The sequence below is a fragment of the Micromonospora sp. NPDC048835 genome (genome assembly GCF_040649995.1).
Taxonomy (GTDB): Bacteria; Actinomycetota; Actinomycetes; order Mycobacteriales; family Micromonosporaceae; genus Micromonospora.
Genome location: NZ_JBEZGM010000045.1, coordinates 9,445 through 33,038, shown reverse-complemented (window position 1 = coordinate 33,038; position 23,594 = coordinate 9,445). Strand labels below are relative to the sequence as shown.

Annotated in this window: 20 protein-coding genes; 8 read left to right on the top strand and 12 right to left on the bottom strand. The window is 71.1% G+C overall.

Going from position 1 to position 23,594, the window contains the following annotated elements; genetic code table 11:
• Nucleotides 1-751: 751 nt before the first annotated feature.
• The 3 genes from AB0C15_RS30745 to AB0C15_RS30735 form a co-directional block, all read right to left on the bottom strand.
• The gene (locus AB0C15_RS30745; RefSeq protein WP_357357906.1) at nucleotides 752-1,672 is read right to left on the bottom strand and encodes a hypothetical protein; all 921 of its coding nucleotides are present in this window, start codon (nucleotides 1,670-1,672) and stop codon (nucleotides 752-754) included.
• 13 nt (nucleotides 1,673-1,685) lie between these two features.
• Nucleotides 1,686-2,021 carry a hypothetical protein gene (locus AB0C15_RS30740; RefSeq protein WP_357357903.1) on the bottom strand — a complete coding sequence of 112 codons (336 nt, stop codon included), beginning with the start codon at nucleotides 2,019-2,021 and terminating at the stop codon, nucleotides 1,686-1,688.
• A gap of 316 nt (nucleotides 2,022-2,337) precedes the next feature.
• Nucleotides 2,338-3,291, bottom strand: a complete 954-nt coding sequence (locus AB0C15_RS30735) for a heme o synthase (protein ID WP_357357901.1) — start codon at nucleotides 3,289-3,291, stop codon at nucleotides 2,338-2,340.
• Between the two features lie 266 nt (nucleotides 3,292-3,557).
• Between AB0C15_RS30735 and tkt the strand changes: the two genes are divergently transcribed.
• From tkt to pgl, 6 genes are all read left to right on the top strand, one after another.
• The gene (gene tkt, locus AB0C15_RS30730) at nucleotides 3,558-5,696 is read left to right on the top strand and encodes a transketolase (protein WP_357357899.1); all 2,139 of its coding nucleotides are present in this window, start codon (nucleotides 3,558-3,560) and stop codon (nucleotides 5,694-5,696) included.
• Between the two features lie 15 nt (nucleotides 5,697-5,711).
• Nucleotides 5,712-6,887, top strand: coding sequence for a transaldolase (gene tal, locus AB0C15_RS30725; protein WP_357357897.1), 1,176 nt, complete (start codon nucleotides 5,712-5,714; stop codon nucleotides 6,885-6,887).
• 150 nt (nucleotides 6,888-7,037) lie between these two features.
• Nucleotides 7,038-8,687, top strand: coding sequence for a glucose-6-phosphate isomerase (locus AB0C15_RS30720; RefSeq protein WP_357357895.1), 1,650 nt, complete (start codon nucleotides 7,038-7,040; stop codon nucleotides 8,685-8,687).
• A 217-nt stretch (nucleotides 8,688-8,904) separates the two neighbouring features.
• A complete protein-coding gene (gene zwf, locus AB0C15_RS30715) occupies nucleotides 8,905-10,419 on the top strand; it encodes a glucose-6-phosphate dehydrogenase (protein ID WP_357357893.1) in 1,515 nt (504 codons plus the stop codon).
• Entirely contained in the window at nucleotides 10,416-11,432 is a 1,017-nt protein-coding gene (locus AB0C15_RS30710; RefSeq protein WP_357357891.1) for a glucose-6-phosphate dehydrogenase assembly protein OpcA, read from the top strand. Before zwf ends, AB0C15_RS30710 begins: the two co-directional genes overlap by 4 nt.
• A 143-nt stretch (nucleotides 11,433-11,575) precedes the next feature.
• Nucleotides 11,576-12,346: a 6-phosphogluconolactonase gene (gene pgl, locus AB0C15_RS30705; protein ID WP_357357889.1), complete on the top strand. Its 771-nt coding sequence runs from the start codon at nucleotides 11,576-11,578 to the stop codon at nucleotides 12,344-12,346.
• A gap of 5 nt (nucleotides 12,347-12,351) precedes the next feature.
• Here the strand turns inward: pgl and AB0C15_RS30700 are convergent, their stop codons facing one another.
• The 8 genes from AB0C15_RS30700 to rapZ all read right to left on the bottom strand — a co-directional run bounded on the left by AB0C15_RS30700 (nucleotide 12,352) and on the right by rapZ (nucleotide 19,476).
• Nucleotides 12,352-12,693 (bottom strand): RNA polymerase-binding protein RbpA, encoded by a 342-nt coding sequence (locus AB0C15_RS30700; protein ID WP_357357887.1) that lies wholly within the window; start codon nucleotides 12,691-12,693, stop codon nucleotides 12,352-12,354.
• A gap of 140 nt (nucleotides 12,694-12,833) precedes the next feature.
• The gene (secG, locus tag AB0C15_RS30695) at nucleotides 12,834-13,094 is read right to left on the bottom strand and encodes a preprotein translocase subunit SecG (protein WP_357357884.1); all 261 of its coding nucleotides are present in this window, start codon (nucleotides 13,092-13,094) and stop codon (nucleotides 12,834-12,836) included.
• Nucleotides 13,095-13,190: 96 nt separating this feature from the next.
• Nucleotides 13,191-13,982 (bottom strand): triose-phosphate isomerase, encoded by a 792-nt coding sequence (gene tpiA, locus AB0C15_RS30690; RefSeq protein WP_357357881.1) that lies wholly within the window; start codon nucleotides 13,980-13,982, stop codon nucleotides 13,191-13,193.
• Entirely contained in the window at nucleotides 13,983-15,182 is a 1,200-nt protein-coding gene (locus tag AB0C15_RS30685) for a phosphoglycerate kinase (protein WP_357357879.1), read from the bottom strand.
• A complete protein-coding gene (gap, locus tag AB0C15_RS30680) occupies nucleotides 15,179-16,183 on the bottom strand; it encodes a type I glyceraldehyde-3-phosphate dehydrogenase (protein WP_088988543.1) in 1,005 nt (334 codons plus the stop codon). Before gap ends, AB0C15_RS30685 begins: the two co-directional genes overlap by 4 nt.
• 267 nt (nucleotides 16,184-16,450) lie before the next feature.
• Complete coding sequence (gene whiA, locus AB0C15_RS30675; RefSeq protein WP_350872673.1) at nucleotides 16,451-17,431, bottom strand: DNA-binding protein WhiA; 981 nt, start codon at nucleotides 17,429-17,431, stop codon at nucleotides 16,451-16,453.
• A gap of 54 nt (nucleotides 17,432-17,485) precedes the next feature.
• Nucleotides 17,486-18,577 (bottom strand): 2-phospho-L-lactate transferase CofD family protein, encoded by a 1,092-nt coding sequence (locus AB0C15_RS30670; RefSeq protein ID WP_357357876.1) that lies wholly within the window; start codon nucleotides 18,575-18,577, stop codon nucleotides 17,486-17,488.
• Nucleotides 18,574-19,476: an RNase adapter RapZ gene (rapZ, locus tag AB0C15_RS30665; protein ID WP_357357908.1), complete on the bottom strand. Its 903-nt coding sequence runs from the start codon at nucleotides 19,474-19,476 to the stop codon at nucleotides 18,574-18,576. The genes AB0C15_RS30670 and rapZ overlap by 4 nt, the downstream gene beginning before the upstream one ends.
• Before the next feature lie 232 nt (nucleotides 19,477-19,708).
• Here rapZ and AB0C15_RS30660 point away from each other — a divergent pair, with 232 nt between their 5' ends.
• Both AB0C15_RS30660 and recQ read left to right on the top strand, forming a co-directional pair.
• Complete coding sequence (locus AB0C15_RS30660; protein ID WP_357357874.1) at nucleotides 19,709-19,861, top strand: hypothetical protein; 153 nt, start codon at nucleotides 19,709-19,711, stop codon at nucleotides 19,859-19,861.
• A 76-nt stretch (nucleotides 19,862-19,937) separates the two neighbouring features.
• Complete coding sequence (gene recQ / locus AB0C15_RS30655; protein ID WP_357357873.1) at nucleotides 19,938-21,779, top strand: DNA helicase RecQ; 1,842 nt, start codon at nucleotides 19,938-19,940, stop codon at nucleotides 21,777-21,779.
• A 411-nt stretch (nucleotides 21,780-22,190) separates the two neighbouring features.
• Here the strand turns inward: recQ and AB0C15_RS30650 are convergent, their stop codons facing one another.
• Entirely contained in the window at nucleotides 22,191-22,856 is a 666-nt protein-coding gene (locus AB0C15_RS30650; protein WP_357357870.1) for a C39 family peptidase, read from the bottom strand.
• Nucleotides 22,857-23,594 lie beyond the last annotated feature (738 nt).

Here is a 23,594-nt window from a genome sequence, read left to right as displayed (position 1 = left end):
CGCCCCGCGCCCCGCGCCCCGCGCCCCGCGCCCCGCGCCCCGCGCCCCGCGCCCCGCGCCCCGCGCCCCGCGCCCCGCGCCCCGCGCCCAAGATCCGAGCAACTACCCCGATGTTGCTGCCTCCGACACTCCGGACACAGCAACATCCCTGCAACTGCGCGGATCTTGAGGGGTAAACGCCCCAACCGACCAACCACGCGAGGGTTTGGACATCGCCAGGCGCCAAGATTGTGCTCGAACCAGGATTTAGTGGCCTCACCGACGCTCCGACACCACTACAACCAGGAAGTTGCGCGATCTTGCCGGCGGGACGTCTCCGCAGCCGCACGATGAAAGCGCCACCTGCGCCGCGGGGTGTGCGGCCCGTGCGTAGAGTGCGCGTCCCGCGAGCGAAGTGCCCGTCCCGCGCGCGAAGTGCCCGTCCCGCGCGCGAAGTGCCCGTCCCGCGCGCGAAGTGCGCGCACCTGCGCGCGAAGTGCGCGCACCTGCGCGGAGTACGCGACCCCTGCGCAGAGTACGCGGCCCCTGCACAGAGTGCCCGGCCCCCGCCTGGAGTGCGCAACCCATGCACGCAGTACGCGACCCGCGCGTGTCGCGCCTGGGATGCCTGACATGGGTGGTACATGCACAACCCGCACACGTGGCGCGTCGGCGGGTGCAGAGCAAAGGGCGGCTCCGGCACGGCAGACCCCAGCCGCGCGCACGGCGTGGCAAACGGCTGCCGTGCGTGCGGCTTGTGGCGGACGTTGGTTCAGGCGGCGCGGCTGAGGTGGGTGGTGATCGCGGTGGCGAGACGGTCGGGGGCGCCGTCCGCGTACCCGATGAAGAGCGACGGCTCGGTCAGCTCCAGCTCGACAAGCACCGGCTCGCCGTCCGGGCCGGGGATCAGGTCGACCCGGGCGTAGAGCAGTTGTCGGGTGCCACCGGGGATCGCCGCGAGGGTTCGCTCGGCCACCGCCAGTTGTTCGGGGCGCGCGGTGCGGGCGGCGATCTCTTCGGCCTTGTAGAGCCCGTCCGGGCCGAGGTCCGGACCGGTCAGCATCGGACCCTTGCGGATGGCGTGGCTGAACGCGAGCCCGTCGGGGCCGGCCAGGAAGAGCAGTGCGGTCTCACCCTCGGTGTCGACGGCGCGCAGGTACGGCTGGACCATGGTCACCCGCCCGGCCTCGGAAAGCCGGCGAACGTGTGCGACGGCCAGGTCCCGGTGCTGCGGGTCGGCGAGGTCGTAGCGGCCGGTGTCCTGGCTACCGGCGCTGACCGCGGGCTTGAGCACGTACTCGCCGGTCTCGGCGGGCAACTGCCAGCTCTCCCCCGGCTCGACCCAGGACGTCGGCACGGTCGGCACCCCGGCGGCACTCAGCTCGGCGAGGTAGCGCTTGTCGGTGTTCCAGCGGACCACGTCGGCCGGGTTGACGAGCGCTGGCACGGTGGCCGCCCAGGCAACGAACTCGTCGCGGCGCAGCGCGTAGTCCCAGGGTGAACGGAGCACGACGAGGTCGTAGGACGACCAGTCGACGTCGGGGTCGTCCCAGACGACGGCCTGGACGGCGACGCCGCTCGCCGCGAGCGGGGCGAGGACCAGCCGGTCGTCTGGGTCGAGATCGGCCAGGTCGGAGCAGGTGACGAGAGCGACCCGGGGTTCCCCCCGGGTCGACTGGTGGTGTGTGGTCAATGTAGCTGTCTATTCAGCGGGCCATCGTGCGCCGGGCCATCGACCGCCAGAGGTCGTTGCTCGGACGCATCTGGTCCATCAGTTCACGCTCCCAGGCGTTCTCGACGGTGACTCCCGCCTTGGCGCACGCCTCCCGGGCGGTGACGGTGTCTTCGGCGAACTGGTCGCCCCACTCACCGTCGGAACCCACCAGGACGATCCGTGCGCCACGCTTGCCGACGTACTCGATGACCGCCTTTGCGCCGCCGTGCCCGGCGGCGAAGGCCTTGAGGCCAGCGACCAGGCCATGGGGCGCCTGCTCGCCGGCGGTCTGCTCGGCCGTCAGCGTCGTATCGGAACCATCTGCCATGACGCGAAGCCTAAGCAGAGTCGCACCCTGACGGGCGAGAACCATGAACCTTTTGTGATGCCAATTACCTACGGGTTTAAGGACGACCACAGGTTCGCTGTCCGGTTATATCAGGACTTTTGCGCTCAAACCCCGTCGGCAAATTACCTGTGAACCGTTCGGAGTTGAGCCCATCCGACTCATGCTGAAAGTTACTCTGATGTGACGTTAAACCCGGACAACTCATCCACGCTCATGATTAGTCAGTAAATCATGGACGTCGTTCGCCGCCGGGACGAGCCGGGGCGCCGGACGGATCGGATCAGCCGCAGGAGAATCAGATCAGCGCGTCGAGCGCAACGGCCACGAAGACGATCGTCAGGTACGTCGTCGACCAGTGGAACAGCCGCATCGGCTTGACCGCCTCGCCGCGCGTCGCGCGCCGGCACAGCTTGTGCGCCTCGACCACGAAGATGGCGCCCACCACCAGGGTCGGCACCCCGTAGATCGCGCTGAGCCCCAGCGGCCAGACGGCCAGGGAGGTGAGCACGGTGAGCCAGGCGAAGATCAGGATCTCGGCGTTCACCCGGCGGGTCGAGGCCACCACCGGCAGCATCGGAATGCCGGCCCGGGCGTAGTCGTCCTTGTACTTCATGGCGAGCGGGTAGAAGTGCGGCATCTGCCAGAAGAAGACGACCGCGAAGAGCCCCCAGGCGGCCGGCGCCAGCGAGCCGGTCACCGCCGCCCACCCGATCAGCACCGGCGCCGCCCCGCAGGCGCCGCCCCAGAAGGTGTTCGCCGGGGTGGAGCGCTTCAGCCACAGGGTGTAGACGAGGTCGTAGTAGGCGATCGCCGCAAGGGTCAGCCCGGCGGCGAGCAGGTTGGTGAAGGCCGCCATCAGGGCGACCGACACCGCCGCGAGCACCAGACCGAAGATCAACGCACTTCGCGGCGACACCGTGTGCGCCGGCAGCGGCCGACGCTTGGTACGCCGCATCAACTGGTCGATGTCGCGGTCGATGTAGCAGTTGAGGACGCTTGCCGCACCGGCGGCGAGCGAACCGCCGATCAGCACGACGGCCATCAGCCACAGCGACGGCAGCCCGCCCTCGGCGAGCATCATCGCCGGAATGGTGGTGACCAGCAGCAACTCGACGATCCGCGGCTTGGTGAGTGCCACGTACGCGGAGAAGACGGCGCGTACGTCCCGCCGGGCCACCGGGCCCTCGGCCGCCCGCGCCGGGTGGGGCCCGGCCGGGTTGCTCGCGGGGCGCTCGGTGATCATGCTCACGGATTGCCACCTTCCGGCATCGGGCACGGGGAGATCGGATCGGTCGGGGCCACGCGGGCCCGCATACCGACCCACACACTACGCGTCGTCGTTTTGGCTGCCCGGCCGACCCGACAACGGTGCGGGCCGTCACACCACCGGGTTGAACCGAGCATTCGGATGGTCACCTAGCGCACACCATGCACAGATCCCTGGGCGCGCGTTTAGGGACGCTCGATAAGGTCATCGGTGAGGGTTCCGCCCATCTGCCGAGGAGCACAACCATCGTGGCTGTTAAACGACCCGAGCACTCCGCACTGAACTGGTCCGACCTCGATCGCCGGGCCGTGGACACCGTCCGCGTGTTGGCCATGGACGCCGTAGAGAAATCCGGTAACGGCCACCCGGGCACCGCGATGAGCCTCGCGCCCGCGGCGTACCTCCTCTTCAACCGCGTCATGCGGCACAACCCGGCCGACCCGAACTGGCCGGGCCGCGACCGCTTCGTCCTCTCCGCCGGGCACTCCAGCCTGACGCTCTACATCCAGTTGTTCCTCTCCGGTTACCCGCTGAGCCTGGACGACCTCAAGTCGCTGCGGCAGTGGGGCTCGCAGACGCCGGGGCACCCGGAGCACGGTCACACGCCGGGCGTGGAGACCACCACCGGCCCGCTCGGGCAGGGCCTGGGCAACGCGGTCGGCATGGCCATGGCGGCCCGCCGCGAGCGCGGCCTGTTCGACCCGGAGGCCGAGCTCGGCGCGTCCGTCTTCGACCACGACATCTGGTGCATCGTCTCCGACGGTGACATCGAGGAGGGCATCAGCCACGAGGCCAGTTCCCTCGCCGGGCACCAGCAGCTGGGCAACCTCACGGTGATCTACGACGACAACGAGATCTCCATCGAGGACGACACCCGGATCGCCAAGAGCGAGGACGTGGCCGCCCGCTACGAGGCGTACGGCTGGCACGTGCAGACCGTCGACTGGCGCAGCGGCGACGCCGACCAGGGCGACTACCACGAGGACGCCGAGGCGCTCTACGCCGCGCTGGTCGCGGCCAAGGCGGAGACCGGTCGCCCCTCCTTCATCGCGCTGCGCACCATCATCGGCTTCCCCGCGCCCAACAAGCAGAACACCGGCAAGATCCACGGCTCGGCGCTCGGCGCCGACGAGGTCAAGGCCACCAAGCGGATCCTCGACTTCGACCCGGAGCAGACCTTCCAGGTCGACGAGGACGTGCTCTCCCACGCGCGCACGGTGATGGGCCGCGGCTCCGACGCCCAGCAGGCGTGGACCACCGAGTTCGACGCCTGGAAGGGCGCCAACCCGGAGCGGGCCGCCCTCTACGAGCGGCTGGCTGGCCGCGTACTCCCCGACGGCTGGACCGACGCGTTGCCGGTGTTCCCCGCGGACGCCAAGGGCGTCGCCACCCGGGCCGCCTCCGGCAAGGTGCTGGAAGCGCTCGCGCCGGTGCTCCCGGAGCTGTGGGGCGGCTCGGCCGACCTGGCCGAGAGCAACAACACCACCATGAAGGGCGAGCCGTCGTTCATCCCGGCCGCGCACGCCACCAAGGACTTCCCCGGTCACGAGTACGGCCGCACGCTGCACTTCGGCATCCGTGAGCACGCCATGGGCGCGATCCTCAACGGCATCGCCCTGCACGGTGGCACCCGCCCGTACGGCGGCACGTTCCTGGTGTTCAGCGACTACATGCGTCCGTCGGTGCGGCTGGCCGCGCTGATGAAGCTGCCGGTGACCTACGTGTGGACGCACGACTCGATCGGCCTCGGCGAGGACGGCCCGACCCACCAGCCGGTGGAGCACCTGACCGCGCTGCGTGCCATCCCGGGCCTGGACGTGGTCCGTCCGGCGGACGCCAACGAGACCGCGTGGGCGTGGCGGCAGGCGCTCGAGCACACCGACCGGCCGACCGCCATGGCGCTGAGTCGCCAGGCCCTGCCCACCCTGGACCGCGACGTCCTGGGCGGCGCCGAGGGCGTGGCCAAGGGCGGTTACGTGCTGGCCGAGGCGTCCAACGGCAAGCCTCAGGTGATCATCGTCGGCACCGGTTCCGAGGTGCAGCTCTGCCTGACCGCCCGGGAGCGGCTGGAGGCCGACGGCACCCCGACCCGGGTCGTCTCGATGCCCTGCCAGGAGTGGTTCTACGAGCAGGACGAGGCGTACCGGGAGTCGGTGCTCCCACGCGGGGTAAAGGCACGGGTGAGCGTGGAGGCGGGCATCGCGATGTCCTGGCGCGGCATCGTCGGTGACCTGGGCGAGAGCGTCAGCATCGAGCACTACGGCGCGAGCGCCCCGCACACCGTGCTCTTCGAGCAGTTCGGGTTCACCCCCGACCGGATCGTGGCGGCAGCACACGCCTCGCTGGCCCGGGTGGGCGACATCACCGGTTTCACGACCGGCAACTGAGGGAGCGTGGACGGCATGACCGACAAGCTGAATGAGCTGACCGCCGCGGGCGTGGCGGTCTGGCTCGACGACCTTTCCCGGGTGCGGCTGAGCTCCGGCGGGCTGGACCAGCTCCGCCGCGAGAAGCACGTGGCCGGCGTCACCACCAACCCGACGATCTTCGCCAAGGCGCTGAGCGACGCCGACGAGTACAACTGGCAGCTGCGCGACCTCGCCACCCGGGACGTGGACGTGGAGGAGGCCGTACGGATGCTCACCACGTACGACGTACGGTGGGCCTGCGACGTGATGCGCCCGTCGTACGACGGCAGCGACGGTGTCGACGGCCGGGTCTCGATCGAGGTGGACCCGCGCAGCGCGCACGACGCGGACAAGACCGTCGCCGAGGCCAAGGCGCTGTGGTGGCTCGTCGACCGGCCCAACCTCTACATCAAGATCCCGGCCACCGAAGAGGGCCTGTCGGCGATCACCGACACCCTGGCCGAGGGGATCAGCGTCAACGTGACGCTGATCTTCGGTCTGGACCGCTACTCGGCGGTCATGGAGGCGTTCCTCGCCGGCCTGGAGCAGGCCAAGGCCAACGGCCACGACCTGTCGAAGATCGGCTCGGTCGCGTCGTTCTTCGTCTCCCGGGTCGACTCCGAGGTCGACAAGAGGCTCGAGAAGGTCGGCTCCGACCAGGCCAAGGCGCTGAAGGGCAAGGCCGCCGTCGCCAACGCCCAACTGGCGTACGAGCGCTACACCGAGGTCTTCTCCTCGGACCGCTGGAAGGCGCTCGCCGCCGCCGGCGCGCACCCGCAGCGGCCGCTGTGGGCGTCCACCTCGACGAAGAACCCGGACTACCGGGACGTCATCTACGTCGAGGAGCTGATCGCACCCGGCACGGTCAACACCATGCCGGAGTCGGTCATCCACGCGTACGCCGACCACGGCGAGACCCGCGGCGACACCGTGACCGGCGCCTACGACGCGGCCCGCAAGGTCTTCGCGGACCTGGAGTCGGTCGGGGTGGACATGGCCGACGTGATCGCCACCCTGGAGCGCGAGGGCGTGGAGAAGTTCGAGGTCAGCTGGCAGGAGCTGCTCGACGGGGTGACCAAGTCGCTGAAGGCCGCGGCGCAGGGCACCGGTGCGCCGAACAAGGCCGCCAAGGGCAACGCCAAGGCCGCCGACAAGGCCGGTGGCGCATGAGCGAGCGCAGCGAGCGAATCAGCAGGCTCAGTGCAACGTCTCATGACGGCACGCAGCGAAGCGGAGTGACGGCATGAGCGAGCGCAGCGAGCGAATCAGCAGGCTCAGTGAAACGTCTCATGACGGCACGCAGCGAAGCGGAGTGACGGCATGAGCGACCTGCTTGCGGGGCCGGTGGAGGCAGCGGCCGGGCTGGCCGTGTACGGCGCGGACGCGGTGGACAAGGCCGCGCCCGCCTCGACGCGGGACGCGCTTGTGAAGTCCGGCGTCCCGGGCAAGCTGGCGGGCAAGGACGCGAGCCTGTGGGGCCCGGACGCCGAGGCCGAGGCGAAGATCCGGCTGGGCTGGGTGGACACCCACCGGCGCAGCCGGGAGCTGCTGGCGCAGTTGGCCGAGCTGAAGGCCGAGCTGGCCGACCTGGATCACGTGGTGCTCGCCGGCATGGGCGGCTCGTCGCTCGCGCCCGAGGTGATCACCCAGACGCTGGGTAGGCCGCTGACCGTGCTGGACACCACCGACCCGGGCCAGGTCCGGGCGGCGCTCGGTGACCGGCTGGAGCGCACCGTCGTGGTGGTGGCGAGCAAGTCCGGGTCGACGGTGGAGACCGACAGCCACCGACGCGCGTACTGGCAGGCGTTCCTGGACGCCGGGATGACCGAGGCGGAGGCCGGCCGGCACTTCGTCATCGTCACCGACCCGGGTTCACCGCTGGAGGCCACCGCGGCCGAGATGGGTGCGTTCACCGTGCTCGCCGACCCGAACGTTGGCGGTCGGTACTCGGCCCTGACCGCGTTCGGTCTGGTGCCGTCGGCGCTGGCCGGCGTCGAGGTCGCGGAGTTGCTCGACCAGGCCGACGCGCTTGCCACGTCGCTCGGCGCGGACCAGAACAACCCGGCGCTGGCGCTCGGTGCCGCCCTGGGCGCGGCGGCCACGCTGGCCCGGGACAAGGTCGCCCTGGTCTCCGACGGCACCGGCATCGACGGGCTCGGCGACTGGGCCGAGCAGCTCATCGCCGAGTCGACGGGCAAGGCCGGGGTGGGCATCCTCCCGGTGGTCGTGGAGTCCCCGCAGAGCCCCGGTGCCACCGGCGCGGACGTGCTGACCGTCAGCTACGGCGGCGCGCTGGCCCCCGGTGACGTGCCGGGCGGCGGCGCCGCGCCGGACGTGGCCGTCAACGGTCCGCTCGGCGCGCAGTTCCTGGCCTGGGAGTACGCCACCGCGGTGGCCGGCGTGGTGCTCGGCATCGACCCGTTCAACCAGCCGAACGTCACCGAGTCCAAGGAGAACACCAACAAGATCCTGGCCTCGGGCCTGCCGGCGGAGTCGCCGTGGTTCACCGAGGGCGCGATCGAGGTGTACGCCCCGCAGGGCGCTCCGGGAGATCTGGCCGGTGTGCTGCGCTGGTTGCTCGGCGGGCTGGGCGACGACGGTTACCTCGCGGTGATGGCGTACCTCGACCGGTTCGCCGACGCCGACGCGGCCCGGCTGCGGTCGCTGCTGGCCCAGGCGGGTGGCCGGCCGGTCACCTTCGGCTGGGGTCCCCGGTTCCTGCACTCGACCGGCCAGTACCACAAGGGCGGCCCGCAGGTGGGTAGCTACCTCCAGGTGACCGGCGCGGTCACCGAGGACCTGGCGGTGCCGGGCAAGCCGTACACCTTCGGTGAGCTGCAGGCGGCGCAGGCCGCCGGGGATCGGCAGGCCCTGGCTGGTCGGGAGCGGCCGGTGCTGCGGTTGCACCTGACCGACCGGGCCGCCGGTGTCGCCCAGCTACTGGACGCGGCCGGTGATCTACGGGCGTGAGGATGGACGACGTGAGTGAAGCGGAAGCGAGGGGGCACCGTGAGCGCGAGGAGTGAGCCGGGGTTGCGAGCCCCGCAGTCGCGAACCGAGTTGGCACCGTGAGCGCGAGGAGTGAGCCGGGGTTGCGAGCCCCGCAGTCGCGAACCGAGTTGGCTCCGTGAGCGCGAGGAGTGAGCCGGGGTTGCGAGCCCCGCAGTCGCGAACCGAAGGTGACTCGGTGAACCCGCTGCGCGACCCGCAGGACCGCCGGTTGCCCCGGATCCCGGAGCCGTGCGCTCTGGTGATCTTCGGGGTGACCGGCGACCTCGCCCGTAAGAAGCTGCTCCCCGCGGTCTACGACCTGGCCAACCGGGGGCTGCTGCCGCCCGGCTTCGTGGTCCTCGGCTTCGCGCGCCGCGACTGGGGGGACGGCGACTTCGAGACGTTGGCCTGCGAGGCGGCCCGCAAGCACGCCCGCACCCCGTGGCGGGACGAGGTGTGGGCGCGGCTGGCCGGCAACATCAAGTTCGTCGGCGGGTCGTTCGACGACGACGCCGCCTTCGACTCCCTCGCCGCGACGCTCGACGACCTGCGGCAGACCCACGGCATCGCCGGCAACGCGGCGTTCTACTTCTCCATTCCGCCGGCCGCGTTCCCCGTCGTCCTCAAGCAACTGGCCCGCACGGGCATGGCCGACAACGACAAGTCCGGCGGTTGGCGTCGGGTCGTGGTGGAGAAGCCGTTCGGCAACGACCTGCCCTCGGCGAAGGCGCTCAACGACCTCGTCGACGACGTGTTCACCCGGCAGGACGTCTTCCGGATCGACCACTACCTGGGCAAGGAGACGGTTCAGAACATCCTCGCCCTGCGGTTCGCCAACAACCTGTTCGAGCCCTTGTGGAACTCCAAGTACGTCGACTCGGTGCAGATCACCATGGCGGAGGACGTCGGCATCGGCACCCGCGCCGGCTTCTACGACACCGTCGGCACCGCCCGCGACGTCCTGCAGAACCACCTCCTCCAACTCCTCGCCCTGGTGGCGATGGAGGAGCCGACGAGCTTCGACGCCGACGAGATCCGGGCCGAGAAGCTGAAGGTGCTCAAGGCGATCACCCTGCCCAGGGACGTGGCCCGGGACACCGTCCGTGGCCAGTACCTGCCCGGTTGGGTCGGCGGCGAGCGCGCGGTCGGTTACCTGGACGAGCAGGACGTCCCCGCCGGCTCCACCACCGAGACGTACGTGGCGGTGCGGCTGGGCATCCAGAACCGCCGCTGGGCGGAGGTGCCGTTCTACATCCGGGCCGGCAAGCGGCTGCCCCGGCGGGTCACCGAGGTCGCCATCATGTTCAAGAAGGCGCCGCACCTGCCGTTCAACGACGCCGACATGGAGTCGCTGGGCAACAACCAACTGGTCATCCGGGTGCAGCCGGACGAGGGCGTGGTGCTCAAGTTCGGCTCGAAGGTGCCGGGCACGACCATGGAGGTCCGCGACATCGCGATGGACTTCCAGTACGGCGAGGCGTTCACCGAGTCCAGCCCGGAGGCGTACGAGCGTCTGGTGCTCGACGTGCTGATCGGTGATCGCACCCTGTTCCCGGACGCGGCGGAGGTCGAGCAGAGCTGGCAGGTGATCGACCCGCTGGAGCACGCCTGGGAGGGCACCACCCCGGAGCCGTACCGGGCCGGCGAGTGGGGCCCGCGGGCCTCCGACGAGATGCTGGCCCGCGAGGGCCGCGCCTGGAGACGAGCATGATCGGGCTGTGGGACACCACCGGCAACGAGGTGGTCAAGGCGCTCGCCGCCGAGCGGCGTAGCGCCGGCGGGGTGGCCAGCGGCATGGCGCTGACCCTGATCGTCGTCGTGGACGAGAAGCGGGTCCGGGAGGCCGAGGCCGCCGCGACCATCGCCGCCGCCGCGCACCCGTGCCGGCTCGTGGTGGTGGTGCGCTCGGAGATCGAGCGGGACCGCAACCGGCTGGACGCGGAGATCGTGGTCGGCGGACGGCTCGGCCCGTGCGAGGCGGTCGTCACCCGGATGTACGGCCGGCTGTCCCTGCACGCCGAGTCGGTGGTGATGCCGCTGCTCGTTCCCGACGTGCCGGTGGTCACCTGGTGGCACGGGGAGCCGCCGGCGGAGATCGCCACCGACTTCCTCGGCGTGGTGGCCGACCGCAGGATCACCGATTCCGCGCAGGCCGCCGACCCGGTGGAGGCGCTGCGGCAGCGGGCCCGGGACTACGCCCCCGGCGACACCGACCTGGCGTGGACTCGGATCACCCCGTGGCGCACCCTGGTCGCCGGGGCGTTCGACACCACGAGCGCGCAGGTCACCGAGGCGACGATCGTCGCGCCGCCGACCGACCCGACGGCGGCGCTGATGGCCGGCTGGCTCTTCAGCCGGCTCGGCATCACCCCACGCCGGGTGGACAGCAACGAGGTCCCGCGGATGCGAGAGGTGCAGCTCAGCTGCGCCAACGGTGACCAGTTGACATTGACCCGCGAGGACAGCATGGCCGTGTTCCGGCGGACGGGTCAGGACGACCGGGCCCTGCCGCTGGTCCGCCGCCCACTCGGCGACGAACTGGCCGAGGAGCTGCGCCGACTGGACGCCGACCAGGTGTACGCGGAGGCGCTTGGCGCGACGGTCGGGCTGCGCGGGCTGGACCAGCGCCCCGCGCAGCGGGTCCACGTCTGGAAGGATCCGGCCACCGCGCAGCGCGCCGAGGCCGGGGTCACCGCGCACCTCGGCACGAGCGGCGAGGGCTGAGCCCGGCCGGGGCAGCACGTCGGGCAGGGCCGGTACGCACCGGCCCTGCCTTGTAACCTCCGGGGTTTCCGCCCCACCACCTCGGGCACACCGCCCCGGGCACGACAGCGACCGCCGCGCGGTCCGGAAACGAAGGCGCAACCATGAGTGAGGCGAGTGTCGCCGTCCACGCCGACGCCGACCTGCTGGCGCAGGCCGTGGCGGCCCGGTTGCTGGTGAAGCTGCTGGACGCCCAGGCCGACCGGGGCGAAGCCTCGGTGGTGCTCACCGGGGGGCGGGTCGCCGCGGCCGTGTACCGGGCGGTGGCGACGCTGCCGGCCCGTGACGCGGTGGACTGGTCCCGGGTCGACGTGTGGTGGGGTGACGAACGGTTCCTGCCCACAGGTGATCCGGACCGCAACGAGACGCAGGCCCGAGCCGCCCTGCTGGACGCGGTGCCGCTGGACCCGGCCCGGGTGCACGCGATGCCGGCCTCGGACGGCCCGGCCGGCAACGACCCCGAGGCGGCGGCCGCCGCGTACGCGCAGGAACTGGCCCGGGCCGCCCGACCCGGGCACGCCACGCTGCCGCACTTCGACGTGCTGATGCTCGGCGTCGGCGAGGACGGCCACGTGGCCTCGGTCTTCCCCGAGCACCCGGTGGGCTACGAGACCCGGCCGGTCAGCGCGGTGCGGGGCAGCCCGAAGCCGCCGCCGACGCGGACCACCCTCACCCTGCCGGCGATCAACACCGCCGAGGAGGTCTGGCTGGTGGCCGCCGGTGCCGACAAGGCCCACGCGGTGGGTATGGCGTTGGCCGGCGCGGGGCCGGTGCAACTGCCGGCGGCCGGCGTGAACGGCGTGAACCGCACCCGCTGGCTGCTGGACCGGGCAGCGGCAGCCGACGTGCCCGCGCGATTCCGCAGCCTGCGCTGAGGCCGCTACTCGCCGCGTCGACGGCGTAGCGCGGCGAGCGCCTCGGCGAGCAGGGCCTCCCCCTCCTCGGCGGTGCGCCGCTCCTTCACGTACGCCAGATGGCTCTTGTACGGTTCGGCGCGGACCCGACCCGGTGGGTTCTGGGCGTCCCGGCCGGCGGGCAGGCCGCAGCGGGGGCAGTCCCACAGGGGAGGCGGCTCCACGTCCGCGGCGATCCGGATGTCGACCCGGTGGTCGTTACGGCACCAGTAGGTGACGTCCTGTCGGGGGGCGGGTTGGTGTCGCTCGTCCGGGCGCATGGGTGCGGACCCGACCCGGGCTCCCCGGATGACGTTGCCACTCGGCACGGCTGCTCGCTCCTGTCGTCGGAGGGGACCCGCCGTCTTCGGGGGTGCAGCGGCGGGCGACGCGGTGCAGCGGAGAAAAGCCTGCGCGCGGCCCGTCGAGTGACGGACCGCGCGCAGATTGTACGACTTACTGAGCCTGCTCAGGTGCCGCTGTTCATTTGGAGACGCAGCCAGAGCCCGAGCCCGATGATGGCGGCGAACCAGACGACGCTCACCAGAACGGTGTAACGGTCGAGGTTCTTCTCCGCCACCGAGGAGCCGGCGAGGCTGGAGCTGACGCCACCGCCGAACATGCTCGACAGACCGCCGCCCTTGCCGCGGTGCAGCAGGATCAGCAGGGTGAGCAGAATGCTCGTGATGACCAGCAACACGATCAACGTGTATGCGAACCAGATCGGCATGGCTGGGGTCAGTTCCTCTCGTAGCGATCCTCGCCCGGTCTGATCGGGCACGGCGGCACCGGCCGGCGGACGGGCGGTGTCCAGGATACCGAGCGATCAGCGGGCGAGGTGCTCCGGGAACCGGCAGATTTGAGCGAACTCCTCCGCGTCCAGGCTGGCGCCCCCCACCAGGCCCCCGTCCACGTCCGGTTGGGCCATGATCGAGGCGATGTTCGACGCCTTGACCGAGCCGCCGTAGAGGACCCGCACCTGGTCGGCGGTCTCCTGGTCGAAGCGCTCCGCCAGTCGCTGGCGAACCGCCCCGCAGACCTCCTGGGCGTCGTCAGGCGTGGCGGTCTTGCCCGTGCCGATCGCCCAGACCGGCTCGTACGCGATCACCACCTGCCGCACCTGCTCGGGGGTGAGCCCGGCGAGGCCACCGTCGAGCTGGTCGGAGCAGTGCGCCACGTGGGTGCCCTGCTCGCGGATGTCCAGCCCCTCCCCCACGCAGAGGATCGGCGTCAGGCCGTGCTGCAACGCCGCCTTGACCTTGGCGTTGACAAGCGTGTCGTCCTCGTTGTGGTAGGCCCGCCGCTCGGAGTGCCCGACCACCACGTAGGTGCAGCCGAGCTTGGCCAGCAGCGGCCCGGAGATGTCCCCGGTGTACGCGCCGGACGCGTGCGGGGAGAGGTCCTGCCCGCCGTAGCCGATCAGCAGTTTGTCGCCGTCCACCGCGGTCTGCACGGTGCGCAGGTCGGTGAAGGGCGGCAGCACGACCGTCTCGACGTCGGTGAGCTGCTTCTCGGTGAGGCTCGCCGCCAGCTTCTGCACCAGCAGGTTGGCCTCGAGGTGGTTGAGGTTCATCTTCCAGTTGCCGGCCATCAACGGCCGGCGGGTGGTGCTCGACATTCAGTTCTCCAGGGCCGCGATGCCGGGGAGGGTCTTGCCCTCGAGGTATTCCAGGGAGGCGCCACCGCCGGTGGAGATGTGCCCGAAGGACGATTCGTCCAACCCCAGGGCACGGACCGCCGCAGCGCTGTCGCCGCCGCCGACGACGCTGAACGCGTCGGCCTTGGTGATCGCCTCGGCGATCCCCCGGGTGCCGGCCGCGAAGGCCGGCATCTCGAACACGCCCATCGGGCCGTTCCAGAAGATCGTCTTCGCCTGGGACAGCGCGGCGCTGAAGCCGGCCACCGTCTCGGGGCCGACGTCCAGGCCGAGCCGGTGGCTCGGGATGCCGTCGACACGCACCGTGTCGTGCGCCGCGTCCGGGGCGAACGCGTCCGCGACCACCACGTCGACCGGGAGCAGGATCTTGCCGTTGGCCCGCTCCAGCAGGTTGCGGCAGGTCTCGACCATGTCCTTCTCCAGCAGCGACGTGCCCACCTCCAGGCCCTGGGCCTTGAGGAAGGTGAAGCACATCCCGCCACCGATGAGCAGCCGGTCGACGGTGGGCAGCAGCGCCTCGATCACGGCGAGCTTGTCGGACACCTTCGACCCACCGAGCACCACCACGTACGGGCGCTCCGGGTCAGCGGTGAGCTTCGAGAGGACCTCGACCTCCCGCAGCACCAGCCGGCCCGCCACGTGCGGCAACCGGGCCGGCACGTCGAAGACGCTCGCGTGCTTGCGGTGCACCGCACCGAACGCGTCGTCCACGTACGCGTCGCCGAACGCGGCGAGCTGGTCGGCGAAGGCACCCCGCTCGGCCTCGTCCTTGCTGGTCTCACCCGCGTTGAAACGCAGGTTCTCCAGCAGGGCCACCTGACCGTCGGCCAGGTCGGCGACGGTGGAACGGGCCGACTCGCCGACGGTGTCGGTGGCGAAGTGCACCGGCGCGCCGAGCAGCTCACCGAGCCGCCCGGCGACCGGGCCCAGGCTGAACTGCGGGTCCGGGGCGCCCTTCGGGCGGCCCAGGTGCGAGCAGACGACCACCTTCGCGCCGGCCTCGACCAACGCGCCGAGAGTCGGCAGCACCGCGCGGATCCGGCCATCGTCAGTGATCGCGCCGGACTGCTTGTCGAGCGGGACGTTCAGGTCGGCGCGCACCAGCACGCGCCGACCCGACACCCCCTCGGCGAGCAGGTCGTCGAGGGTCCGGATGCTCACAGCGACGAACCGACCAGCTTGACGAGGTCGACGAGGCGGTTGGAGTAGCCCCACTCGTTGTCGTACCAGCCGACGACCTTGACCTGGTTGCCGACGACCTTGGTCAGCGGCGCGTCGAAGATGCACGACGCCGGGTCGGTCACGATGTCGGTGGAGACGATCGGGTCCTCGTTGTAGACCAGGATGCCCTTGAGCGGGCCGTCCGCGGCGGCCTTCAACGCGGCGTTGACCTCGTCGACGGTGGTCTCGCGACCCACGTTGACGGTGAGGTCGGTGACCGAGCCGGTCGGGATCGGCACCCGAAGGGCGTACCCGTCGAGCTTGCCCTTGAGGTCCGGAAGGACCAGGCCGATCGCCTTGGCGGCGCCGGTCGAGGTCGGCACGATGTTCAGCGCGGCGGCCCGGGCCCGACGCAGGTCCGAGTGCGGCGCGTCCTGGAGGTTCTGGTCCTGGGTGTACGCGTGGATCGTCGTCATCAGACCGTGCTGGATGCCGAACGTGTCGTGCAGGACCTTCGCCATCGGCGCGAGGCAGTTCGTGGTGCACGAGGCGTTGGAGATGATGGTGTGCTTCGCCGGGTCGTAGGTGTCGTGGTTGACACCCATGACGACGGTGACGTCCTCGTTCTTCGCCGGGGCGGAGATGATGACCTTCTTGGCCCCACCGTCGACGTGCGCCTTCGCCTTGGTGGCGTCGGTGAAGAAGCCGGTGGACTCGATGACGACGTCGGCGCCGACCTCGCCCCACGGCAGCTTCGACGGGTCCTTCTCGGCGTACGCCTTGATGGTCTTGCCACCGACGGTGATCTCGTCGGCGGTGGCCTTGACCTCGTAGGGCAGGCGGCCGAGGATGCTGTCGTACTTGAGCAGGTGGGCGAGCGTGCCGTTGTCGGTCAGGTCGTTGACCGCCACGACCTCGATGTCGGCGTCGGACGCCAGCACTGCCCGGAAGAAGTTACGGCCGATTCGGCCAAAGCCGTTGATGCCAACCCGGATGGTCACAGGTCCCATCTCCTCGCGTTCTGGTCCGCCGGCTTCGCACAACGGGCCGGCGGGAATGGTGTGCGCCGACCGTTTGGAGACGGCCGTCGACGGTTCATCTCGGCCACCCCGCCGCGCGGTCTGAGGACCTGACCGCCCGAGGCGGTGGGCACGACGAGAAAGGCCGGTGTCGGCCCCCTTGCCGTACTCAGCGACCTTATCCGAGCGTGCGAGACCACGCTGCGCCGGGTCGCGCTCCCGGGCGCGCCGTGCGGCCCCACCGTCCTATCAGACCACGAGCATGTCGGGCGTGACTGCCGCTTCGGTATCCGGGATGCCAAGGTCCCGGGCCCGCTTGTCGGCGAGCGCCAGGAGACGGCGGATCCGCCCGGCGATGGCGTCCTTGGTCAGCGGCGGGTCGGCAAGCGCGCCCAACTCCTCCAGCGACGCCTGCCGGTGCTCCAGGCGCAGCCGCCCGGCGTCGGTCAGGTGGTTGGGCGCCTCGTCGGCGAGGATCTCCAGCGCCCGGGTGACCCGGGCGGCGGCGGCGACCGCGGCCCGCGCCGAGCGGCGCAGGTTGGCGTCGTCGAAGTTGGCGAGACGGTTGGCGGTGGCCCGCACCTCGCGGCGTACCCGACGCTCCTCCCAGGCCAGCACGCTCGAGTGCGCGCCGATCCGGGTGAGCAGCGCGGCGATCGCGTCACCGTCCTTGACCACCACCCGGTCCACCCCGCGGACCTCGCGGTTCTTCGCGGTGATGCCGATGCGGCGGGCCGCGCCGACAAGCGCCAGCGCCGACTCCGGCCCCGGGCAGGTGATCTCCAGGGCGCTGGACCGGCCGGGCTCGGTGAGCGAGCCGTGGGCCATGAACGCGCCCCGCCACGCGGAGACCGCGCAGCAGACGTTCGCCGCCACCACGTGCGGCGGCAGCCCGCGCACCGGGCGACCCCGCACGTCGAGCAGGCCGGTCTGCCGCGCGAGGGCCTCGCCGTCCTTGACCACCCGCACGATGAAGTGGCTGCCCTTGCGCAGCCCACCGGAAGCCAGCACGTGGATCTCACTGGAGTAGCCGTAGACCTCGGCGATCTCCCGGCGCAGCCGCCGGGCCACCGCCCCGGTGTCCAGTTCAGCCTCCACCACCACGCGGCCGGAGACGATGTGCAGACCGCCGGCGAAGCGCAGCAGTGCGGCCATCTCCGCCCGCCGGCAGCAGGGCTTGGGCACGTCGACCCGACTCAGCTCGTCCTTGACCGCGGCCGTCATCGCCATTGTGCGTCCCCTCACGGACCTGTTCCGGCGTGTCGCCGGAGATTACGTACGTGTCTAACGATCGGCACCCAGGACAGGCACCAGCGCGGCGCCCAGGGCAGCCGGATCATGGCGGGGAGTCCCGTCGACGACGGCGACGGGGGCGAGGACCAGGCGGGCACCAAGCGATTCTGCCGCACGTTCGACCGGTTCGGGGTCACCCACCGCCTTGGCATCGGCGAGCACAAGATCCACCTTGAGCTCGGGCAGGTACCAGTGCAGCGCCGCGAGGTGGTCGGCGACGGAGAGCCCGAGGGTCTCCTTCTCCGCGGCCAGGTTCAACGTGACCAGCCGCCGGGCCGAGGTGGACACGATGGCGTCGGCCAACTGCGGCACCAGCAGGTGCGGAAGCACACTCGTGTACCAACTGCCCGGCCCGAAGATCAACCAATCGGCCGCCCGGATGGCCTCGACGGCCTCGGCGCAGGCCGGCGGGGCGCTCGGGGTGAGGCGCAGCGACTCGACCCGCCCGGTGGTGACGGCCACCTGGTGCTGGCCGCTCACCGTGCGCACCTCGTCGGGGGCGGCCGGGTCGACGCCCCGGACCTGGGCCTCGATGCCGACCGGTTGACGCGACATCGGCAACACCCGGCCCACCGCGCCGAGCATCGCGCCGGCGTGCTCCAACGCGGCCACCGGGTCGCCGAGCAGCTCCATGAGGCCGCAGAGCACCAGGTTGCCCACCGCGTGCCCGGTCAGACCGTCGGTGCCGGCCGACGCCCCGTCGGTGCCGCGCCGGGGAGTCGGCTCGGCGCCCCTGCGGCCATCGCCGTCCCGGTCCGGGTGGTCCCCCGCCGCCGGGCCCGGGTCGGTCGCTCCGGATCGGGGTACGCCCACCGGCGCGGCGGCGAAGCGGTGCTGGAACAGCCCGGCGCTGCGCCGGGTGGCCGGGTGGTCCCCCGCCAACGCCACCAGCGCCTGACGCAGATCACCCGGAGGCAGGCCACCCCGCTCGGCCCGCAGCCGGCCACTGGAGCCGCCGTCGTCACCCACCGTGACCACGGCGGTGATGTCGAGGTCGAGTTCCGGAGCACAGTGGCGCAGCGCACGCAACGAGGCGGACAGGCCGTGCCCGCCGCCGAACGCCACCACCCGCCGGGTCGTCATTCCCGCCCCAGGTCGCGGTGCTGGGCGTTCGCCGCCAACCCGGAGTGACGCAGGCGGCTGGCCAGCTCCTCGGCGATGGCCACACTGCGGTGCTTGCCGCCGGTGCAACCCACGGCGACCGTGAGGTACCGCTTGCCCTCCCGCTCGAAGCCGGTCGTGGTGGCGTTGACCAGATCGGCGTACGAAGCGACGAAGGCGTCCGCGCCCTCCTGACCCAGCACGTACGCGCTGACCGCCTCCTCCCGACCGGTGTGCTCCCGCAGCTCCGGCACCCAGTACGGATTCGGCAGGAAACGGGCGTCCAACACGAAGTCGGCGTCCGGCGGCAGGCCGTACTTGAAGCCGAACGACAGCACGGTGACCCGCAGCCGGCGGGCGTCCTCGCCACCGAACAGCTCCTCGATGCGCCGCCGGAGCTGGTTGACGTTCAGGTGGCTGGTGTCGATGATCACGTCGGCCTGGTCGCGCGCCTCCTCCAGCAGACCCCGCTCCACGGCGATGCCGTCGGCGAGCCGCCCGTCGCCCTGCAACGGATGCGACCGCCGGACGCTCTCGAACCGCCGGATCAACACCTCGTCGTCGGCGTCGACGAAGACCACCCGGGGCGAGAACCCGCGCTCCTTGAGCTCCCGGATCGCCCCGGCCAGGTCGGTGGAGAAGGCCCGCGACCGCACGTCGAGCACCATCGCGGTACGCCGGGCCGCGCCGCCCGCCTTGAACGCCAGCTCGGCCATGTCCAGCATCAGTGCCTGCGGCAGGTTGTCGACCACGTAGTAGCCGACGTTCTCCAACGCCCTGGCGACAGTGCTGCGGCCGCCGCCGGAGAGCCCGGTGACCACCACGAGGGTGGTCTCCGACTCTGCCGTCGACTGTCCGTCGACCGCATCCGGGCCGTCCATCCGGTCACCGACTGCGCGCGCCTCGCTCACCCGTACCCCCAAGCCGTGGCGCCGCGGCCGCCGTCGGCCGCGATTGGTCAATCAGCGACTCTATCCCGCCGCCGGGTCGCGACCGGGCACCCGTGGCCGGACGGCGCACACCGACAGTCCGGCGGTCGTCCACCCGACAGTGCGCGCACTTGATGACGATCAGTGACCGTCTATACGCTCCTTGCGATATCCGCAGGTCATCATGGTCGAGGCCGAAACTCTCGAAGAGATCAACGCGGCGGCCACCGCCTTCCGCATGGGCAACAAGGCCCGCTACATCGAGATCGTCGACATCGTCGTCGGGATGAAGGCACCGCCGCGCGGCCTGGCCAACCGGTCCAGCCAGCCCGGCTGACCGCGTCGTCCGTCCGGCCCACCCCGCCCGGGTGCGCCGGGCGGGCGGTGTCGGGGTGGGCTCGTAGACTCCCCGGATGGCCTCCCCCACCGACCTGCGCACCGAAGGCGCGCTTGACGTGCTGCGCCGGGTGTTCGGCTACGACGCCTTCCGCGGTTTCCAGCAGGACGTGATCGACCACGTGGTCACCGGCGGCGACGCGCTGGTGCTGATGCCCACAGGTGGCGGCAAGTCGCTGTGCTACCAGATCCCGGCCCTGGTCCGCGACGGCGTCGCCGTCGTCGTGTCCCCGCTGATCGCGCTCATGCAGGACCAGGTCGACGCGCTCACCGCCGTCGGCGTCCGCGCCGGGTTCCTCAACTCGACCCAGACCCTGGACGCCCGACGCCGGGTCGAGGCCGCCTTCGTCGCCGGCGAACTGGACCTGCTCTACCTGGCCCCGGAAGCGCTCGGCGTCCGGTCCACCCTCGCTCTGCTGGACCGGGGCCGCATCTCCCTCTTCGCGATCGACGAGGCGCACTGCGTGTCCCAGTGGGGGCACGACTTCCGCCCCGACTACCTCGCCCTGTCGATGCTGCACGAACGCTGGCCGCAGGTGCCCCGCATCGCGCTGACCGCCACCGCGACGAGCGCCACCCGCACCGAGATCGCCACCCGACTCAACCTCGACGACGCCCGGCACTTCGTGGCCAGCTTCGACCGGCCCAACATCCAGTACCGGATCGTGCCCAAACGCGAGCCCCGCAAGCAGTTGCTGACCCTGCTGCGCGACGAGCACCCCGGCGACGCCGGCATCGTCTACTGCCTGTCCCGGGCCTCGGTGGACAAGACAGCGGAGTTCCTCACCGCCAACGGGGTCGCCGCCCTGCCGTACCACGCGGGGCTGGACGCGGGCACCCGCGCCCGCAACCAGCAGCGCTTCCTGCGCGAAGACGGCCTGGTCATGGTCGCCACCATCGCCTTCGGCATGGGCATCGACAAACCCGACGTCCGCTTCGTCGCCCACCTCGACCTACCCAAGTCCGTCGAGGGCTACTACCAGGAGACCGGCCGCGCCGGCCGCGACGGCCTGCCGTCCACCGCCTGGCTGGCGTACGGGCTACAGGACGTGGTCCAGCAACGCAAGATGATCGAGACGTCCGACGGCGACCTCGCCCACCGGCGCAACCTGGCCGCACACCTGGACGCGATGCTCGCCCTCTGCGAAACCGTCCGCTGCCGGCGCGTCCAGCTGCTCGAATACTTCGGCGAGACCACAACGGCAGCCTGCGGCAACTGCGACACCTGCCTCACCCCGCCCGAGTCCTGGGACGGCACCGTCGCCGCGCAGAAGCTACTCTCCACCGTCTTCCGCCTCGACCGCGAACGCAACCAACGCTTCGGCGCCGGGCACTGCATCGACATCCTGCTCGGCAAGCAGACCGACAAGATCAGCCAGTACGGTCACGACTCCCTGACCGTCTTCGGCATCGGCGCCGAACACAGCGAGGCCGAGTGGCGAGGGGTGGTCCGGCAGTTGCTCGCCGAAGGTCTCCTCGCCGTCGAGGGCGACTACGGCACGCTGGCGCTGACCGAGGCGAGCGGCGACGTGCTCGGCCGCCGCCGCTTCGTCACCATGCGCCGCGAGCCGGAGAAGGCGCCGTCGAGCCGCTCGTCGAAGCCGCGCGGCTCGTCCACCGTGGTGGCCGAGCTGACCCCGGCCGCCGCGTCGCTGTTCGAACGGCTGCGCGCCTGGCGGGCGACCACCGCCAAGGAGCAGGGCGTCCCCGCGTACGTGATCTTCCACGACGCCACACTGCGACAGATCGCCAGCGACGCACCCGGCACGCTGGCCGAGTTGTCCCGGGTCAGCGGGGTCGGCGAGAACAAACTCGCCAAGTACGGCGAGCAGATCCTCACCGTCCTCGCCACCGACTGACGTCCTCAGGCCAGACAGCCGCCGCGCCGGACGGCCACCGCACCAAACGGCCACCGCACCAAACGGCCACCGCACCAAACGGCCACCGCACCGGACGGCCACCGCACCAAACGGCCGCCGCACCAAACGGCCGCGGCACCGGACGGCCACCGCACCGGACGGCCACCGCACCGGACGGCCACCGCACCGGACGGCCACCGCCAAGATCTGCGCAATAACAGGGTTGTTGCCGTCTCCCGCGAGTGGGAGGCAGCAATATCCGGGAAGTTGCTCGGCTTTCGGGCCGAGTGGGCATGACGAAGGGCCGGTCCCCGTGGGGGCCGGCCCTTCGTCGTTCGCGTGCTGGCGTGCTGGCGTGCTGGCGTGCTGGTGGTGCTGGCGTGCTGGTGTCCTGGTGCTGGTTCGTTGGTGTCAGCTGGTGGCGTAGCCGCGGGTGGCGATCCAGTCGGCGAGGTGCTCGACGGTGATCTGGTAGGCGGCCTGGTTGGGGTCGGCGGAGTCGGCGATGGTGACGGTGTTGCCGTTGTCGCGGTAGCCGACGACGCTGATGTAGTGCCCGCCCTCGTAGGAGTGGCTCACACCGTCGGTGTCGGTGCTGGTGCCGGCGATGTTGGCGACCACGGCCCTGCCGTCGTCGACGGTCTTGACGATGTCCGCGCGCAGTTGGTCGGTCTGCTTGGCGTCGGCGTCGGGGGTGCTGATCTCAACCGACCGGTAGGCGTTGTTCTTGCCGGTCTCCTTGTTCAGCACCGGAGTGATGTCGTTGATGGAGTTCGTCCCGGCCTCGGTCGTGCCCATCTCCTTGGCCATGTCATCGACGTTGATGTTCTTACCCTGCACACTCAGAGCGTTACGGGTCGCGGCGGGGCCGCAGTAGTAGAAGTTCGGCTGCGCCTCGTAGCGCACACCCAACTCCCGCTCACCGTGACCGCCCTTGCGGTCGGTCTGCGTCTGCGTAGCGGGCTTGCTGGTGTTCGGGGCGGCGAAGGCGGTGGTGACGGGGCCGGCGATGGCGCCTCCGGTGAAGGCGAGACCAGCAGCGGTCAGGGCGGTCTTACGAATCAGATCGGTACGCATGATGGCGTGCTCCTCTGCTTTGGGGGGATGCCCGCACCGCCTCGGGGGGGGGTGGATGGTGGTGCGGGGGAAGTTCGGGGGGTCTGCCCGGCGACCCGCTCGGGTCGGCCTCGGGACAGGGTGTAACCGGTCGCGGCGGCGAGTCATTCCGCCAACCTGCGGGGGTGGCGGGTGGTGCTCGGCCGTGCGGGCGATGTAAACGGCTCCGGTCTGCGAGATGTTCCCTCGTTGCCGGGTGGTGGTGCTCGGCTGTGCTGGGGGATGTAACCAGGGCGGCCCGGGTGATGTTCCCGGCGGCTGCTGCCCGCGCCCTGCGACTCGACGTTCGCGATGGTCTGCCAGGTATAACGACCCCGGCCGGCCGCCGATTCCACCGCAGGAGTGGCCCCGACCACTGACACGCTCGCCCAGACCGGACAAACCGCCCACCCCCGACACCACGCCGAACCCGACACGGTGGCCAGACCGGCATGATCCACTCGGATTGCTTGAAAACGCGGCGTCCCGGCGCCACGGATACCCCGACTTTCTGAAGCCCGAGTCGATCATGCCGATCTGCGCCGTTCATGCCCCAGCACCCGCCCTGCCCGACCCTGCCCGGCCAAGGGAGCAGGCCCGGCCAAGGGAGCAAGCCCGACCACCGGAGCAAGCCCGACCACCGGAGCAAGCCCGACCACCGGAGCAAGCCCGACCACCGGAGCAAGCCCGACCACCGGAGCAAGCCCGACCACCGGAGCT

Bases quoted from the DNA above. Each gene is read 5' to 3' on its own strand.
- AB0C15_RS30740 (WP_357357903.1), bottom strand. From the start codon at position 2,021: ATGGCAGATGGTTCCGATACGACGCTGACGGCCGAGCAGACCGCCGGC.
- tal (WP_357357897.1), top strand. From the start codon at position 5,712: ATGACCGACAAGCTGAATGAGCTGACCGCCGCGGGCGTGGCGGTCTGG.
- AB0C15_RS30720 (WP_357357895.1), top strand. From the start codon at position 7,038: ATGAGCGACCTGCTTGCGGGGCCGGTGGAGGCAGCGGCCGGGCTGGCC.
- AB0C15_RS30710 (WP_357357891.1), top strand. From the start codon at position 10,416: ATGATCGGGCTGTGGGACACCACCGGCAACGAGGTGGTCAAGGCGCTC.
- pgl (WP_357357889.1), top strand. From the start codon at position 11,576: ATGAGTGAGGCGAGTGTCGCCGTCCACGCCGACGCCGACCTGCTGGCG.
- secG (WP_357357884.1), bottom strand. From the start codon at position 13,094: ATGCCGATCTGGTTCGCATACACGTTGATCGTGTTGCTGGTCATCACG.
- tpiA (WP_357357881.1), bottom strand. From the start codon at position 13,982: ATGTCGAGCACCACCCGCCGGCCGTTGATGGCCGGCAACTGGAAGATG.
- whiA (WP_350872673.1), bottom strand. From the start codon at position 17,431: ATGGCGATGACGGCCGCGGTCAAGGACGAGCTGAGTCGGGTCGACGTG.
- AB0C15_RS30670 (WP_357357876.1), bottom strand. From the start codon at position 18,577: ATGACGACCCGGCGGGTGGTGGCGTTCGGCGGCGGGCACGGCCTGTCC.
- rapZ (WP_357357908.1), bottom strand. From the start codon at position 19,476: ATGGACGGCCCGGATGCGGTCGACGGACAGTCGACGGCAGAGTCGGAG.
- AB0C15_RS30660 (WP_357357874.1), top strand. From the start codon at position 19,709: ATGGTCGAGGCCGAAACTCTCGAAGAGATCAACGCGGCGGCCACCGCC.
- recQ (WP_357357873.1), top strand. From the start codon at position 19,938: ATGGCCTCCCCCACCGACCTGCGCACCGAAGGCGCGCTTGACGTGCTG.
- AB0C15_RS30650 (WP_357357870.1), bottom strand. From the start codon at position 22,856: ATGCGTACCGATCTGATTCGTAAGACCGCCCTGACCGCTGCTGGTCTC.